Genomic DNA, 16315 nt, shown 5'->3' on the forward strand with positions numbered 1-16315 from the left:
TAGTGAAAATCCTGGGTATTGTCCTGTGGCTTCTCGCCACACCTGCGTTTGCACTCGGCGGGAACAATGTGGTCCGGTTTGGGAACGACACTGGCGCCCTGGTGGTCGCTTCGGGCGGCAAGGCCGCGCCGCTTCATCTTGACCCGCAGGACTGGCCGGGCGTGATCCGTGCCGCGCGGGACCTGCAGGCCGATATCCAGCGTGTCAGCGGCGCCTTGCCCGCCCTGAAGCTCGGCCCGGCTGCTGGAAAGCAGGCTGTCATCGTCGGCACCATCGGCCGCAGCGCCCTGGTGGACCAGCTCATTGCTTCGGGAAAGCTCGACGCATCTTCCATTCGCGGCAAATGGGAGGGATGGATGATGCAGACCATCGACAATCCAATGCCCGGCGTGTCGCAGGCGTTGGTCATTGCGGGCAGCGACAAGCGGGGAACGATCTACGGAATATATGAACTGTCCGAACAGATCGGCGTATCGCCCTGGTACTGGTGGGCGGATGTGCCGCCGGTCCGGCATGCCACCATCGCCGTCAGCGCCGCGCAAGCGGTGAGCGATGCTCCTGTCGTGCAGTACCGGGGCATTTTCCTGAACGACGAGGCTCCGGCGCTGACCGGGTGGGCGAAACAGCGCTATGGCGGCTATAACCATCGCTTCTACGAGAAGGTATTCGAGCTGATTCTGCGCCTGCGCGGCAATTACTTGTGGCCCGCCATGTGGGATGCCGCCTTCTTCGATGACGATCCGCTCAACGGCAAGCTGGCGGACGAATATGGCATTGTCATGGGCACCTCGCACCACGAACCGATGATGCGGGCACAGAAGGCGTGGCACCGCCACGGCACGGGCCCATGGGACTACCAGCGCAACGAGCAGGTGCTGAAGGATTTCTGGCGCGGCGGCTTGCGCAATACGCGGGACTACGAGAAGGTGTTTACCCTGGGCATGCGTGGCGACGGCGACGAGCCCATGTCCGAGGAATCGAATGTGGCGCTGCTGCAGCGCATCGTACGCGACCAGCGCGAGATGATTACGCAGGAGATCAACCCCCGCCTCAGCGAAGTGCCCCAGGCATGGGCGCTGTACAAGGAGGTGCAGGAATACTATGAGAAAGGCATGCGGGTGCCGGACGACGTGCTGCTGCTGTGGTGTGACGACAACTGGGGCAATATCCGGCGCCTGCCCACGGCGGAAGAACGCAAGCGGCCCGGCGGTGCGGGCGTCTACTACCACTTCGACTACGTCGGCGGCCCGCGATCCTACAAATGGCTGAACGTTACACCGCTCCCGAAAGTCTGGGAGCAGATGCATCTGGCGTGGAAGCATGAGGCCACGCGCATGTGGATCGTGAATGTGGGCGACCTGAAGCCGATGGAGGTGCCTATCGAGTTCTTCCTCAGCTATGCCTGGAACCCCGCGAAGTGGCCCGCCGAGCGGCTGCCGGAGTACCTGAAGCTCTGGGCTGCCCGGGAATTCGGACAGGAATACGCGGCCGACATCGCCGATATCGTTTCGAAGTACACCAGGTACAACAGCCGCCGCAGGCCGGAGATGCTGGAGCCCACCACCTACAGCCTCCTGAACTACCGGGAGGCGGAGCGGGTGGTGGAGGACTACAAGACCATCGCCAAGCGCGCACAGGACGTTTCAGCGAAGTTGCCAGCCGCGCGCCGCGATGCCTTCTTCCAGCTGGTGCTGCACCCCGTGCAGGCTGGCGCGGTGCTGAACGAGATGATGGTGAGCGCGGGCCAGAACCGGCTGTATGCGAAGCAGGGCAGGGCCTCGGCCAATGCGCTCGCCGAACGTGTGCGCGCCCTGTTTCGCGAAGATGCAGCGTTGACGCGCCGCTACCATACTATCAACGGCGGCAAGTGGAACCACATGATGTCGCAGACGCATCTGGGCTATACCTACTGGAACCAGCCGCCACGCAATGTCATGCCTGCGGTGACCGAAATCCAGCTGCCCGAGGCAGGCGACATGGGCGTTGCCGTGGAAGGCAGTGAACAGGTGTGGCCGGGGCCTGGCGGCGATGCACTTGCCGTGCCCACGCTGGAGATGGCGGACGGGCAGCCGCGTTTCATCGATGTGTTCAACCGCGGAAGCAAGCCGTTTGCCTATTCCATCCGCAGCGACCAGCGCTGGCTGAAGGTCAGCCAGACCAAGGGCGCCGTCACCAGCGAGCAGCGGGTCTGGATCAGCGCGAACTGGAATGACGTTCCCGAAGGCGAGCAGCAGGCCATGCTCACCGTTTCCGGCCCGGATGGCGCGGAAGCTAAGGTACGTGTGCCCGTGCGGAAGCAGCATGCCGCGCCGGGCTTCACTGAAACGAATGGCGTTGTGTCCATCGAAGCGGAACACTATGCCAGGGCGCTGGCGTCGGCTGGGCGTCAATGGCTGCGGGTGCCGGACCATGGACGCACGCTGTCCGGCATGACGTCGGTCGAGGCGGGATCGGCGGGCGCAGAGCAGGCCTCGCACCTTGAGTACCCCGTGGTCCTGCACAAGGCGGGCGAAGTGACGGTGCAGGTAACGCTGGCGCCGACCCTGAAGTTCCAGCCGGGGCAGGGCCTGCGCTACGGCATTTCCTTCGACGACGAGCCGCCGCAGATCGTGAATGTGCATGCCGACCAGTCCCTCGCGCACTGGGAAAAGATAGTGGGAGATGGCGCTGCGCAGTTCACATCGAAGCATCGCCTGCCGCAGGCGGGAGCGCATACGCTGAAATTCTGGGCGGTCGATCCCGGCCTCGTGGTGCAGAAGCTGGTGATCGATGCGGGAGGCCTCGAGCCCAGTTATCTCGGGCCGCCCGAGAGCCCAAGAAAATAATACGGAGACGATGGAATGAAGAGAATTCTTGGCGCGATAGCGCTTCTGGTGGCAACGGCGCTCGCCGTCCCGGCGTGGGCCGTCGAGGAAGACGGCTATCAGCTATGGATGCGCTATCGCCCCCTGGACAGGGCAGCACAGGCAAGACTGGATGCCAGTGCCATTATCTATCAAGGTGCGGCATCGCCTACTGTGAACGCGGCCATCGGTGAGCTTCAGCGCGCCACCAAGGGCTGGGCAGGGCATGCTGCCCCGCTGCGCTCCGGGTTGCAGGATGGAGCCATCGTGCTCGCCACGCCCGCCAATGCGCCACAGCTCGCGGCGCAGATCGATGGCCTCAAAACCCTTGGCGCTGAAGGCTATGCGCTGAAGCGCCTCAAGCTGCAGGGCCGCCGCATCACGCTCATTGCCGCGAACACCGATATCGGCCTGCTGTACGGCAGTTTCGCATGGCTGCGCGCGGCTGGAAGCGGGGCTGCGCTGGACAAGCTCGATGAGCGCTCCGCGCCAAAGCTCCAGTTGAGGGTTCTGAATCACTGGGACAACCTGGACCGCACGGTGGAACGCGGCTATGCGGGCGAATCCATCTGGGACTGGTGGGCCCTGCCCGAAGTGCGCGACCGCCGCTACATTGACTACGCCCGCGCCAACGCTTCGCTGGGCATCAACGGCGCAGTGCTGAACAACGTGAATTCCAAGGCCGAGATCCTGACGGCGCCATGGATCGCCAAGGCCGCCGCAGTGGCGGATGTTCTGAGGCCCTATGGCATCAGGGTCTATCTCTCCGCGCGCTTCTCCACGCCGCTGGAATTGAAGGAGACCGCCACGGCGGACCCGCTGGCGCCCGAGGTGGCGGCCTGGTGGCGCAGGAAGGCGGACGAGATCTACCGCGCCATTCCCGATTTCGGCGGCTTCCTCGTCAAGGCGAATTCCGAAGGCCAGCCCGGCCCGCAGGACTATCACCGCAGCCACGCCGACGGCGCCAACATGCTGGCCCAGGCGCTCGCTCCGCACAAGGGTATTGTGATGTGGCGTGCATTCGTCTACGCGGCAGAAAAGCCGGTGGACCGCGCCCGGCAGGCTTACGACGAGTTCAAACCGCTGGACGGCAGCTTCGCGCCCAATGTCATGGTGCAGGTCAAGAATGGCGCCATCGACTTCCAGCCGCGCGAACCCTTCCATCCCCTGTTCGGGGCGATGAAGCATACTCCGCTGATGATGGAGTTCCAGATCACGAAGGAGTATCTGGGCTTCGCGACGCACCTCGCCTACCTTGGCCCCTTGTTCCAGGAAACCCTGCGCAGCGATACCAGGCAGCGCGAAGGTGGGTGGACGGTGGCCCAGGTGCTGGAGGAGGGCGCCGGTCCTGCAGGGCTGACCGGCATGGCAGGCGTCGCCAATATCGGCAGCTCGCGCACCTGGAGCGGTTCGCATTTCGACCAGGCCAACTGGTACGCCTTCGGCAGGCTGGCGTGGAATCCGCAGGCTTCCGCGCGCCATATCGCGCAGGAATGGGCGGCACAGACCTTTCCGCCCGCCGCGGCAAAGGACATCACGGACATGATGATGATGTCGCGCGAGGCCGTGGTGAACTACATGACGCCTCTCGGCCTGCACCACCTCATGGGAACCGGCCATCACCACGGCCCGGCGCCCTGGGTGGACGATCTGGGGCGGCCGGACTGGAACCCCGTCTACTATCACAAGGCCGACCGCAAGGGCGTGGGCTTCGACCGCACGGCGGGCGGCAGCGGCGCCCTGGCGCAGTACGCGCCGGAGCTGGCGCGCCGCTGGTCGGACCCGCGCAGCACGCCGCCCGAGCTGCTGCTATGGTTCCACCATCTCCCATGGACCTACGCCATGCCTTCCGGCCGTGATCTGTGGACAGAGCTTGTGGCGCATTACGATCTTGGCGTGTCGCAGGCGGACGAGCTTCGCAAGCGCTGGGCGAAGCTCCGGCCCATGATCGACGCCGAGCGTTTCGAGGACGTCAGCACTTTGCTGGACAAGCAGTACAAGGAGGCGCTGTGGTGGCGCGATGCCAGCGTGGCCTACTTCCAGTCCGTTTCCGGCCTGCCGCTGCCAGCGGGCGTACGTGCGCCGGAGCGCAGCCTGGAAGAATACAAGCGCCAGCGCTTCCCCTTTGCTCCGGGCAGGGGCTGAGCGCCCGCAAGCCCGGATGGCCACGCTGTGGTAAAGTCCGGGCTTGATTTGACAACGCTGTCTGACTAACTTTTCCCATCGTTTCCTAGCCAAATGACCAAAGCAAAGGCGAGTGCTCCAGCCGCGAGATCGGGCGCCCCGACCATGGCCGACGTGGCCCAGCTGGCCGGAGTGTCCCCGATGACGGTGTCCAGGGTAATGAATGGCGACCCCAATGTACGGCTCACGACGCGCAAGAAGGTCGATGCCGCCGTCGCTGCGCTGAACTATGTGCCGAACCAGGCGGCGCGCCGCCTTGCCGGTGCGCGCCCAATCCGTGTCGGTTTCCTCTACAGTAATCCCAGCGCGGGCTATCTGAGCGAGTTCCTCGTGGGCCTGCTGAACCAGGCCAGCCTGCACAATATCCAGCTGGTTGTGGAGAAGTGCGAAGCGGGCCTGGACTGGCAGGTGCAGACGCGCCGCCTGATCGACAACGGCGTCGACGGCATCATCCTGCCGCCGCCCCTGTGCGACCTGCCGGGCCTTATCGACATGATCAGCAAGGCGGGCACGCCCGCCGTCACGGTTGCCTGCGGCAAGCCGGACAAGCGCGCAGGCGCCGTGAGCATCGACGACTACCAGGCCGCCTTCACCATGACCAGCCACCTGATCGCGCTGGGCCACCACCGCATCGGCTTCATCATCGGCCATCCGAACCAGACCGCCAGCGCGCGCCGCCTGGCGGGCTTCGAAGCGGCCGTGGCGGAGAAGGGCGGAGACGCTTCGCCCGAGCTGCGCGTGCAGGGCCTGTTCACCTACCGTTCCGGCCTGGACGCGGCGGAACAGCTTCTGGCACTGGAGCAGCGGCCCACCGCCATCTTCGCCAGCAACGACGACATGGCGGCAGCCACGGTCGCCATCGCGCACCGGCTGGGCCTCGACGTTCCGGGCGATCTTACGGTCGCAGGTTTCGACGATACGGCGCTTGCCACCACCATCTGGCCCGAGCTGACCACCGTGCGCCAGCCCATTACCGAGATGGCCGAAACGGCCGTGCGCTTCCTGGTGCACCAGATCCGGGCCCTGCGCGAAGGCGAGGGCGACTCGCCGGAGCACATGGTGATGGACTTCTCCCTCATCCGCCGCCAGTCCGACGCGGCGCCCCGTATGCGCCCTCCGCTCAAGATAGGCGCTAACAAGCGCTGAGGCGCAAGCCCGCTCCAGCGCTGGTTTCCGGCGCTACTCTCCATACACAGCAGCCAAAACGCCCCGCCACCGGGGCGTTTCTTCTATTTGCGACAAAAATGGTTGCGCATAACATTCGATGTTAAAAGATGTTGACTTTGAGTTGTACGACAACTACACTCGAATCGCTAACAAGCACATAACGCTGCCCACCGGAGCGGCGATCAAGAACATAGAGGAGACCAAACGATGTTGAAGACACGCAGCACGGCCGCAGTGCGCCCCAGCCGTACGGTGGCGTTGACCCTCACGGCGATGGCGAGCCTGATTTCCCAGGCTTACGCGCAGCAGGCCACGCCGGCGCCCGCGGACTCGATGCAGACCGTCCAGGTGACGGGCTACCGCACCAGCCTTATTTCGTCCGCCAAGGACAAGCGCGAAGCCACCGGCTTCCAGGATTCGATCAACGCCGAAGACTTCGGCAAGTTCCCGGACAAGAACATCGCCGAGTCCCTGAGCCGCGTTCCCGGCGTGCAGGTGGCGCGCGACGTAACGGGCGAGGGCATGACGATCCAGATCCGCGGCCTCGGTTCGAGCTTCACCAAGATCCTGCTGAATAATTCCTCCGTTGCCGTTGCCTCCTCCGGCCCGATCGATGGCCAGAACAGTAACCGCGAGGTGGACCTCGACCTGCTGCCCACCGACCTGTTCACCAAGCTCACTGTCAGCAAGAGCCCCACCGCCAGCATGCTGGAAGGCGGCGCCGCCGGTATCGTGAACCTGCGCAGCGCGCGTCCCTTCGACAAGGAAGGCCAGTATGTCGCCGTGAACGTCACCGGCACCCGCACCAAGATCGCGGGCAAGACGGGCGGCCGCGGCTCCGTAATCGCCAGCCGCACCTTCGGCGACACCTTCGGTATCCTGGGCGGCGTGGCGCTCTCCCGCCAGGAAGCCCGCACCACCGGTTTCGAGACCGTGGGCTGGACCAATCCCAACCTGACCGCCGCGCAACGCGCCGGAACCCGCAACCCCACCGGCGGCGGCAACTGGACCATTCCCGCCACCGTGCCGGCCAACGCAGGCAACGGCCTGGTGCCGGGCACCGTCATCGACCAGGCCTTCCTGCTCGCGCACAATCCCGGCCTGACGATCGACCAGATCGACAATGCCATCGTGCCGCGCCTGGGCCGCACCATGGACTACTTCGGCACCAAGGACAAGGTCTCGGCCGTGGTCAGCGCCGAATACCGCCCCACCGAATCGCTGCACTTCTACCTGGACACCATGTACAGCAAGAAGGACGACGACATGCAGCGTATCGCCTACAACTGGGCGGTGCGCAATAACGCGGCCATCCCGCTGAACATGACCGTGGACCGCAACGACTGCTCCAACGGCTGCGTGGTCACGGGAGGCACCTTCGCCAACACGCTGCACTTCATCGAATACGGCCCGCGCCGCGACAAGGTGGACCTGCTGGGCATCAACCCGGGCATGGAATGGAAGATCACGCCGAGGCTGAAGCTGGACGCCCAGGCGAACTACAACCGCAGCCGCTTCAGCCACGAAGCGCCGACCGTGATGCCGATCACGCCCGTCAACGGCGGCGATACCGTCACCTACAAGAACGAGGGTGGCATTCCCTCCATCGTTTCCAACCTGGACCTGAACAATCCCTCCACCTATGTGTGGGGCGGCGGCCGCGTGAACATCCAGAACGAGCTGCGCGAAACCCGCACCAAGGGCCTGCATACGGACCTGACCTGGGGCGACAAGTCCTTCAACATCAGGACCGGCGTGGCCTACGACGACATCAACCGCCGCATCCGCGCCCAGGAGAACTCCGCCGCATGGCAGGCGGCCGTCTGCGGCAACAACCCGAGCGTGTTCCTGCAGGGGCCTAACGGCGCGCCTCCATGCGACGGCGCATCGACGCCTGGCGCCAGCGCCGCTGCGCTGTATCCTGGCTTCGGCACCGGCTACACGGCAGGCCGCACCGACACGCTGACCTATGGCGGCTCGCTGATTCCAGCCAGCGCCCTGGCCAGCTACATCATCCCTGGCCCTTACGGCAAGCCGGTCATCGACTGGGCGCGCTTCCGCAAGGACTCGAAGTACGACTACTACAACGCCACAGCGCCGGACGCGGGCTCCTCGTCCACCGGCGCCAGCGCGGGCTATATCGGCGAGAAGAGCACCGGCTTCTACGTCGAAACGAACGGCGAGGCGGAACCGGCGGGCTACAAGCTGCGCTACAACGCAGGTGTGCGCTACGTGCGCACCGAGCAGCAGGTGGGCTCCTACAACGGCGTTTCCGATCCGCGCAACGCCACCCTTACGCTCAACGGCAGCAAGTACCCCAACATCAACCAGTGGGTGTACCAGGAGAGCAGCTACCACAACACCCTGCCGTCGGCCACCGCCGCGCTGGACCTGCGCAAGGACGTGGTGCTGCGCGCCGCGGCATCGCGCAGCATGACCCGCGTGGACCCCAACGCCCTGCGTCCGGGCATCAACTTCTCCTCCGTGTCGGCGGATGTTGGCACGGTGGGCAATGCGTCCCTGAAGCCCTACATCTCGGACAACATCGACCTGGGGCTGGACTGGTACACGGGCCGCGAAGGCTATGTGAGCCTGACCGCCTTCCAGAAGCGCATCAACGGCTTCACGGTCAACGAGAACATCACACAGCCATTCACCTCGCTCGCGGCCTATGGCGTCACCTATGACAACCTGGCGCCGAACCAGAAGGACGCGATCAATGCCCGCGGCGGCCCGAATGTGGCGACGGTGGTGCTGACCCGTCCGCGCAATGCGGAAGGCGAGCTGCGTATCCGCGGCCTGGAGCTGGGCTGGGTGCAGCCGCTGGACAAGTGGATTCCATGGCGCGGTTTCGGCTTCAACGAAACCCTCACGCTCATCAACCAGCGCGCCAGCGGCGAAGGCAGCAAGGGCTTCATTGCGCTGGGCGTGCCGAAGAAGACCAACAACTTCGGCATCTACTACGAGAACCACGGCTACATGGCGCGCCTGTCGCACACCTACAGCCAGGGCTCGCAAGTGGCCAACGCCAACCAGAACGGCATCACCAATGCCGCCCTGTTCGGCGACGACTACAAGCAGCTGGACTTCTCGTCGAGCGTGGAGCTGGACCAGGTGTTCGACCGCGAGGGCTGGCCAACGCTGTCCTTCGACATCGTGAACCTGAACAACGCAACGCGCCGTTCCTACTTCCAGTTCCCGAACGCGACCATGTCGCAGTACTCGCCGGGCCGCACCTACTCCCTCGGCCTGCGCATGAAGTTCTGATGCGCATGGAGGCGGCGGCCAGCGGCCGCCGCCTTGTCCCATCCTCGAAAGGCTAGCAATGAAGCGACACCGTTGCCACGCCTGGCTGCTTGCTGCAGTCCTGGCGTTGCCCTTGGCCCGCGCGGCCGCCGCAGATCCCTCCATTCCCCACCTGCGCAAGCAGGGCACTGCCACCCAGCTCATCGTGGACGGCAAACCCTTTCTTGTCCTGGGCGGCGAGCTGTATAACTCCTCTGCTTCCCATCTTCCCTATCTCGAAAAGCTTTGGCCCGCGCTGAAGGCGGCCAATCTCAATACGGTGCTCGCGCCCGTGGAGTGGGACCAGATCGAACCGGAAGAGGGGAAGTTCGATTTCGCCGTCCTTGACGGCATGCTGCGCCAGGCGCGCGCCAACGACACGCGACTTATCCTGCTCTGGTTCGGCGCCTGGAAGAATTCCATGTCCACCTATCCGCCAGCCTGGGTCAAGCGCGATAACCAGCGCTTCCCCCGCGCGCGCAACAGGGCAGGGGAACCGCAGGACATCCTGAGCCCCTTCAGCGCCAATACCCTGAAGGCAGATCGCGCCGCCTTCGCCGCGATGATGGCCCACCTGAAGAAGGTGGACGCGCAGCGCACTGTCATTATGGTGCAGGTCGAGAACGAGATCGGCATGCTGCCGGATGTGCGGGACTTTGGCCCCGAAGCCAATGCCGCCCTTGCCGGACCTGTTCCACGAAGCCTGACCGCCTATCTCCACTCCCATCGCGAGGGCCTGCATCCCTATGTGCGCAAGCTGTGGGAAGCGAACGGCAGCCGCAGTGCGGGCAGCTGGACGGAGGTATTCGGGAGCTCCATCGAAGCGGAAGAAGTGTTCCAGGCCTGGCACTACGCCGCCTTCACCGAGGAACTCGCCAGGGCGGGCAAGGCGGCGTACGGCCTGCCGATGTTCGTCAACGTGGCCCTGAACCGTCCGGGCAGGAAGCCGGGTGAGTACCCGAGCGCTGGGCCGCTGCCGCATCTCTTCGATATCTGGAAGGCGGGCGCGCCCGCGGTGGACCTGATCGCGATCGACACCTACTTCCCGAACTTTCCTGACTGGGCCAGGCAGTTCAAGCGGCCGGACAATCCGCTCTTCGTACCCGAGGGGAACCGGCTTGGCCGTCCCGAGCTGGGCGCCAACGCCATCTGGTCCATCGCGGAGCTGGACGGCATGGGCTACTCGCCCTTCGCCATCGACAACCCCACCGACCTGAAAACCGACCCGCTGCCCGCCGCCTTCGCGCTGCTCAAGCAGCTTACGCCCGTCATCATGGCGGCGCAGGGCACGGGACGCATGCGCGGCTTCAAGGCCCAGGTATCGTATGACGGCGTGATCGACATGGCGCCGCAGACAGTACAGATGGGCGCGTACAAGCTCCATGTCAGCCTGCAGAACCAGTGGGGCAAGACCGAACCTTCGGAAGTGGAATCGCGCGGCGGCCTCGTGATCCAGACGGGAGACGACGAATTCATCGTGGCCGGCAAAGGCATCACGGTCACCTTCTCCGACCCGCAAGGGCCTGCCACGGGCGTGGGCATCGAGAAGCTCACGGAAGGGAAGTTCCTGGAGGGGCGCTGGAAGGAAGGCCGCTGGCTGAACGGGGACGAGAGCCACCAGGGGCGGCACGTGCGCCTGCCCGCCAACGACGGCTTCACGGTGCAGCAGGTGAAGCTCTACAAATTCCGCTAGCAGGAGGGCCGCCGCGCGGCGGCCTTTTCTCAGCTCGCGTTTTCCAGATTGCTGAGCTGGCGCAGGAAGAGCGCTTCCTGGGTGCGGATATCTTCGAAATTGAAATCGTCGTAAGCGCGCGTGGTGCGCGCCCACACTTCCGGCATCACCTGCTGGATCAGGCCCCGCCCCGCATCGGTGAGGGAGATCATCACGCAGCGGCGGTCGCCCGGACGGTTGCCGCGCACGATCAGGCCTTGCGCCTCCAGGTCGTTGCACACGCGTGTGAGGTTGGCGGGTTTTTCCATGCAAGCCTCACCCAGCGCCGACGCGGTGGCGCTTTCGTTTTCCGAACCATACAGCACCGCCAGCACCATATAGCTGGCATCCACCAGCTCATATTTGCGCAGCACTGCATTGGACAAATCCTTCACCCGCTTTTGGACATGATGGGTCATGCGCAGCAGGCGCATGAGGTCTTCCGGGAAGGCGGGCATGCGGGAACGAATGGTTTTCAGGCGCTTGTCAGTCGCTTCAAAACTGCTCATTACGCTCTCCTGGAAAAGTTATATTTTTGAAATAGGAATTGTACTATTGTTGCTCATTGGGAAATTCCTTTTTGACCAGGACGGGACGTTTGTGGTGGCGCAGAAACCACGAAACCGGGACAATATTGCCGACCTGAAACGTGAAAACGATGCCGGGCGCGCCGCAGGGGTGCGCCGCCGATCCAGCCGCTTTGTTAGAGTGAATTCAAGGCCGCCTTGTGCGGCGTTGCATTTATGGAGGCAATCATGTCAGGCACCAGCACTCTCGATCCCGACAACTTCCCCAGCGCGCCCGACCGCGTGCTGGGCCGCGGGCACGGCACCGGCGCGCTCGGCCCGAGCGACACGTCCGATTCAGGCAGCGACGTACAGGGCGGCTCCGGCCTGGCCCAGCAAGTGGACACCGGCCTCGATCAAGGCACCAATGAGGATACGGACCAGAACACGGCAGGCGGCACCGCCGGTCCGGATGTAGGCGACGCCAATCTCGACAGCGACACGGATGCGGGCGGCACCGGTGAGCGCGCCACCGTGGGCCGCGACAACACGGCGCCCGACGGCGGCGACATCGATGTGGACCACGTCGAAACCATCCCCCTCACCACGAAGGAGGAGAGGGAGAGCATCGAACGCGCTTAATGTGGGCGGGCGCCCAGCTGGCGCCGGCCTTCGGGCCGCGCCTGCGACTGGCGGCTCAGCATCCACGCCGCCATGAGGGCTCCTCCACCCAGCAGGGCCAGTTTCATGGGGCTGGCGCCCGTCGTCACGCGGGTGTAGATGCTGTTGCGGTGCGTGCCTTCCTGGTTGCGGCTCTGCTTCAGCTCCTGCGATTCGTCCGGCGCGTGCAATGCGTCCTTGCGGTTGCGCGCACTCGGCCTGTCGCTGCGCTGCTGGCCGAACATGAAGGCCTCGGCGTATTTGTCGAAGAAGCGCGGCATGTGGAAGGCGCCAAGGGAGTTCGCCTTGGCTGCGCCGCCCACGAAGATGTCGCGCTGCGGTTTCTCGGCGGCGCTCAGGATGGCCTCGGCCACCAGCTCGGGCGCGTACAGCGGGGCAGGCAACCGGGGTTCCTTGTCCATATAGTTCTTGGCATGCACCGTGAACAGGGTGTCGATGGCGGCTGGCTTGATCAGCGTGACCGACACGGGCGCACCGTCCTTCTCCAGTTCCATGCGCAACGCATCGGTAAAGCCTTTCACCGCGTGCTTGGACGCCGAATACATGCCCTGCAACGGCACCGTCACGTCGGAAACTTCGCTGCCCACATTGATCAGCGCTCCGCCGCTCTTGCGCAGGTGCTTCACGGCCTCCAGGGAGCCGTACACCGTGCCCCAGAAGTTGGTCTGGAACAGGCGGCGCTGGTCTTCCATCGATACGTCCTCGGTACGGCCGAAGATGGAGATGCCCGCGTTGTTGACCCAGGTGTCGATGCGGCCGAAGCGCGCCTTGGCCACGTGGGCCAGGCTCTCGACGGCATCCTGGTCGCCCACGTCCGTGGGCACGCCGAAGCATTCGGTACCCTGGGCGCGCAGCTCCTGTTCCAGCTGGCTGAGCGCCTCTTCGCTGCGTGCGGCCAGCACCAGTTTCGCGCCGCGCCTTGCCGCCATGCGGGCCGTGGTCAGCCCGATGCCGCTGGTGGCGCCGGTAATCACAATCACCTGCTCGGATAGTTTTTTCAAGCGCATCGTATTCTCCCCTGTCGGTTTGGTTCGCGCTTCATCGTACAGTCAGGCAGGGCAGCGGCGGCACACCATTCCTTCAGTCAATCCACGCCCGACATCAGCTCCGCCAGCCAGTCCACGAACACGCGCACGCGGGGCGACAGCTGGCGTTGATGAGGGTAGAGCACGGAAACCGGCAGCGACGGCGGCGGGTACTTGGGCAGCACTTCGCGCAGGGCGCCGCTGTCGAGCAGTTCGGCCACGCGGTAGCGCGGCACCTGCACGATACCCAGGCCGTTGAGGCAGCATTCCATGTAGGCGTCCGCGCTGTAGACGCTCACCTTGCCGTTCAGCTCAACGGTGCGCAGGGCGCCATCCACCAGGAACTCCAGGGGCAGCAGGCGGCCCGTTGCCGAGGAGTGGAAGTTGACGGCGAGATGCGTCGCGAGATCGTCCAGCGTTCTCGGCTTGCCGTGCCGTTTCAGGTAGGCGGGCGTGGCGCAGCTCACCTGGCGCATGGTGGCAACACGGCGCGCCACCATGCTCGAATCGCGCAGCGTGCCAACGCGCAGCACGCAGTCCATTCCCTCGCGCACCAGGTCCACATAGCGGTCTCCCGTGCCGATTTCCAGTTCGATCTCCGGAAAGTGCGCCAGGAACTCGCGCAGGCGCGGCAGCACGAAGCGCCGGGCCAGCGTTTCCTGCAGGTCGACCCGCAGCTTGCCCTTCGGCGGCGCGCCGCTTCCGCCAAAACCTGCCTCGGTTTCCTCCACATCCGCAAGAATGCCGAGGCAGCGCTGGTAATAGGCCTCGCCATCCTGCGTGGGGCTCACCTGGCGCGTAGTCCGGTGCAGCAGGCGCACGCCGAGCCGCGCTTCGAGCTGTTGGATGGCGTGCGTGGCCGTGGCGGGCGGCAGCATGAGGTCTTCAGCAGCCTTGCTGAAGCTCTTCAGCTCCACGATGCGCGTGAACAGGCGCATGGCGTCGAATCGGTCCATATTATTGTTGGAATTGGAATAGTGATACCAAGTTTAGTGCATTTATTCATGGGTGTGAATGCGGAATACTGGCGCCATCCCCAACCATCCAGGAGCACAAGCATGAATCAGCAAACAGCCATCGTCACCGGCGCCTCGCGTGGAATCGGCGCCGCCATTGCCCGCCGCCTGGCCGCCGAAGGCTATGCCGTCGTCGTCAACTATGCAGGGAGCGCAGCGGAGGCCGGGCAGCTCGTCGCGAGCATCGTGGAGCAGGGCGGGACCGCTGCCGCGATCCGCGCCGACGTGGCCGACAGCGCGGCCGTCGTGGCGCTGTTCGAGGAAACCATTGCCCGGTTTGGGCGGGTGGATGTACTGGTCAACAACGCCGGCATCATGCCGCCATCGCTGCCGCGGCTGTCCGAGACGGATGACGCCACCTTCGACCGGCTGATGGCGGTCAACGTCAAGGGAACGTTCAACACCCTGCGCGAGGCGGCGCGGCGCATGCGGCAGGGCGCGCGCATCGTCAACCTCTCGACCAGTGTGACCGGGCTTGGGCGTCCGGGCTACGCCGTCTACGGTGCCACAAAGGCTGCGGTCGAAGTCATGACCAACGTCCTGTCGAAGGAGCTGCGCGGCCGCGACATCGTCGTGAATGCCGTGGCGCCAGGACCGACAGCCACGGAGCTGTTCCTGAACGGGAAGACAGAGGAACAGGTAGACGCCATCGCGAAACTGGCGCCCTTGGAGCGCATCGGCAGGCCGGAGGAGATTGCCGAAGTGGTGGCCTTCCTTGCGCGCCCTGGAATCTGGGTCAACGGGCAGACCCTGCGCGCCAACGGCGGCATGGTCTAACGCTCTGGCGCTACGTCAGACACGGTCAGGGATTTCGGCGCGGCGATGGGCAGAATTGAATCCGGTTGCACAAGCATCCGGGCACTCTTCAAACCATCATCGAAAGGGAAATACCATGAAAACCCTGCGTCAACTGTCAGCCCAGCCAAAGCGCTTCGCCGTCCGCCTTGCATCGATCGTCATGTCGATCCTGATCGTTTCCTTCCTGCCGGCTGCCGCTCACGCCGCACCGCCGGCGACCGTTGCCTCCTGCCAGGGCATCAAGGATGCATATCCCATCCTCGGAACGCAGTGCGAAACCAATTACGCGAACATCAACCACGCGCCCGGCAATGCCCAGGAGCGCTCCGCAACCTTCGGGGCAAGGAAAACGGTCCTGCAGATCTTCCGCAAGGCGGTCCTGTGCAACGGCATGTACGGCGCATCGTCGTCGGCGCAGCAGAGCTTCAAGAGCGGCGAACCAGGGCATCTGACCGCCATCGCCAATGTCCGTACAGCGATGGTGAATGCCAACGACACGAATATTCCCGCCCCCTACACCGCCACCGACCTGAATGCGATCACGATGACAAAGCAGCAGTGCAAGTAAGGGACCACGTCGGCCCAGGTCACTTCTCACACAAATCGAAACGGGAATGCTATGAAAACCTTACGTCAAACACTGTCTCAACCGAAGCAGCACATCGTTCGTTTTGCATCGATTGCGATGCCGCTCCTGATCGCTTTCGTCCTGCCCACCACCGCTTACGCCGGGGGACCCGCGACAGACCCCAGCTGCGAGGGTATCCAGGCAGCCTACCCCATCCTCGGAACGCAGTGCGAGAATGCGTATAAGAGGATTAACCACTCGCCCAGCACCCCAGACGAGCGCTTTGCCACTTTCACTGCAAGAAAAACGGTTCTGCAGATTTTCCGGAAGGCGGCCGTGTGCAATGCAGTAGTTTACGACACGCCATCGTCGGAGCAGCAGCGCTTCCTGCGCGACGAGCCAGGTCACCTCGAGGCGCTCACCAATGTCCGCGATGCGATGGTGAATGCCAACGACAGGAATATTCCCCCCGAGTTCACCATCCGGGACCTGAGGGAGATCAGGATGACCAGGCAGCAGTGCAAGTGAGCG

Annotated in this window: 12 protein-coding genes; 9 read left to right on the plus strand and 3 right to left on the minus strand. The window is 64.4% G+C overall.

Going from position 1 to position 16315, the window contains the following annotated elements:
• Nucleotides 1-2 precede the first annotated feature (2 nt).
• The 5 genes from LSQ66_RS03655 (at nt 3) to LSQ66_RS03675 (ending at nt 11172) form a co-directional block, all read left to right on the plus strand.
• Nucleotides 3-2825 carry a glycosyl hydrolase 115 family protein gene (locus LSQ66_RS03655; protein ID WP_231768459.1) on the plus strand — a complete coding sequence of 941 codons (2823 nt, stop codon included), beginning with the start codon at nt 3-5 and terminating at the stop codon, nt 2823-2825.
• 15 nt (nt 2826-2840) lie between these two features.
• Complete coding sequence (locus LSQ66_RS03660) at nt 2841-4988, plus strand: alpha-glucuronidase family glycosyl hydrolase (RefSeq protein WP_231768460.1); 2148 nt, start codon at nt 2841-2843, stop codon at nt 4986-4988.
• A 93-nt stretch (nt 4989-5081) separates the two neighbouring features.
• Nucleotides 5082-6173, plus strand: coding sequence for a LacI family DNA-binding transcriptional regulator (locus LSQ66_RS03665; RefSeq protein WP_231768461.1), 1092 nt, complete (start codon nt 5082-5084; stop codon nt 6171-6173).
• A gap of 228 nt (nt 6174-6401) precedes the next feature.
• A complete protein-coding gene (locus tag LSQ66_RS03670) occupies nt 6402-9461 on the plus strand; it encodes a TonB-dependent receptor (RefSeq protein WP_231768462.1) in 3060 nt (1019 codons plus the stop codon).
• A gap of 58 nt (nt 9462-9519) precedes the next feature.
• Nucleotides 9520-11172 (plus strand): GH35 family beta-galactosidase, encoded by a 1653-nt coding sequence (locus LSQ66_RS03675; RefSeq protein WP_231768463.1) that lies wholly within the window; start codon nt 9520-9522, stop codon nt 11170-11172.
• A 29-nt stretch (nt 11173-11201) separates the two neighbouring features.
• Here LSQ66_RS03675 and LSQ66_RS03680 read toward each other — a convergent pair whose 3' ends face one another.
• The gene (locus LSQ66_RS03680; RefSeq protein WP_231768464.1) at nt 11202-11699 is read right to left on the minus strand and encodes a MarR family winged helix-turn-helix transcriptional regulator; all 498 of its coding nucleotides are present in this window, start codon (nt 11697-11699) and stop codon (nt 11202-11204) included.
• 246 nt (nt 11700-11945) lie between these two features.
• On the opposite strand from LSQ66_RS03680, the gene LSQ66_RS03685 reads away from it, so the two are divergent.
• The gene (locus tag LSQ66_RS03685) at nt 11946-12338 is read left to right on the plus strand and encodes a hypothetical protein (protein ID WP_231768465.1); all 393 of its coding nucleotides are present in this window, start codon (nt 11946-11948) and stop codon (nt 12336-12338) included.
• Here the strand turns inward: LSQ66_RS03685 and LSQ66_RS03690 are convergent.
• The gene (locus LSQ66_RS03690; RefSeq protein WP_231768466.1) at nt 12335-13384 is read right to left on the minus strand and encodes an SDR family oxidoreductase; all 1050 of its coding nucleotides are present in this window, start codon (nt 13382-13384) and stop codon (nt 12335-12337) included. The two genes, LSQ66_RS03685 and LSQ66_RS03690, sit on opposite strands and share 4 nt — an antisense overlap.
• A gap of 77 nt (nt 13385-13461) precedes the next feature.
• Nucleotides 13462-14358, minus strand: a complete 897-nt coding sequence (locus LSQ66_RS03695) for a LysR family transcriptional regulator (RefSeq protein ID WP_231768467.1) — start codon at nt 14356-14358, stop codon at nt 13462-13464.
• Between the two features lie 102 nt (nt 14359-14460).
• Here LSQ66_RS03695 and LSQ66_RS03700 point away from each other — a divergent pair, with 102 nt between their 5' ends.
• From LSQ66_RS03700 to LSQ66_RS03710, 3 genes are all read left to right on the plus strand, one after another.
• Complete coding sequence (locus LSQ66_RS03700; RefSeq protein ID WP_231768468.1) at nt 14461-15195, plus strand: SDR family oxidoreductase; 735 nt, start codon at nt 14461-14463, stop codon at nt 15193-15195.
• 115 nt (nt 15196-15310) lie between these two features.
• Nucleotides 15311-15784 carry a hypothetical protein gene (locus LSQ66_RS03705; protein WP_231768469.1) on the plus strand — a complete coding sequence of 158 codons (474 nt, stop codon included), beginning with the start codon at nt 15311-15313 and terminating at the stop codon, nt 15782-15784.
• A 51-nt stretch (nt 15785-15835) separates the two neighbouring features.
• A complete protein-coding gene (locus LSQ66_RS03710; protein WP_231768470.1) occupies nt 15836-16312 on the plus strand; it encodes a hypothetical protein in 477 nt (158 codons plus the stop codon).
• Nucleotides 16313-16315: the final 3 nt, after the last annotated feature.

The organism is Massilia endophytica (genome assembly GCF_021165955.1).
Taxonomy (GTDB): Bacteria; Pseudomonadota; Gammaproteobacteria; order Burkholderiales; family Burkholderiaceae_D; genus Rugamonas; species Rugamonas endophytica.

Coding starts and splice junctions, on each gene's coding strand:
- LSQ66_RS03660 (WP_231768460.1), top strand. CDS start 2,841: ATGAAGAGAATTCTTGGCGCGATAGCGCTTCTGGTGGCAACGGCGCTC.
- LSQ66_RS03665 (WP_231768461.1), top strand. CDS start 5,082: ATGACCAAAGCAAAGGCGAGTGCTCCAGCCGCGAGATCGGGCGCCCCG.
- LSQ66_RS03670 (WP_231768462.1), top strand. CDS start 6,402: ATGTTGAAGACACGCAGCACGGCCGCAGTGCGCCCCAGCCGTACGGTG.
- LSQ66_RS03675 (WP_231768463.1), top strand. CDS start 9,520: ATGAAGCGACACCGTTGCCACGCCTGGCTGCTTGCTGCAGTCCTGGCG.
- LSQ66_RS03680 (WP_231768464.1), bottom strand. CDS start 11,699: ATGAGCAGTTTTGAAGCGACTGACAAGCGCCTGAAAACCATTCGTTCC.
- LSQ66_RS03685 (WP_231768465.1), top strand. CDS start 11,946: ATGTCAGGCACCAGCACTCTCGATCCCGACAACTTCCCCAGCGCGCCC.
- LSQ66_RS03690 (WP_231768466.1), bottom strand. CDS start 13,384: ATGCGCTTGAAAAAACTATCCGAGCAGGTGATTGTGATTACCGGCGCC.
- LSQ66_RS03695 (WP_231768467.1), bottom strand. CDS start 14,358: ATGGACCGATTCGACGCCATGCGCCTGTTCACGCGCATCGTGGAGCTG.
- LSQ66_RS03700 (WP_231768468.1), top strand. CDS start 14,461: ATGAATCAGCAAACAGCCATCGTCACCGGCGCCTCGCGTGGAATCGGC.
- LSQ66_RS03705 (WP_231768469.1), top strand. CDS start 15,311: ATGAAAACCCTGCGTCAACTGTCAGCCCAGCCAAAGCGCTTCGCCGTC.
- LSQ66_RS03710 (WP_231768470.1), top strand. CDS start 15,836: ATGAAAACCTTACGTCAAACACTGTCTCAACCGAAGCAGCACATCGTT.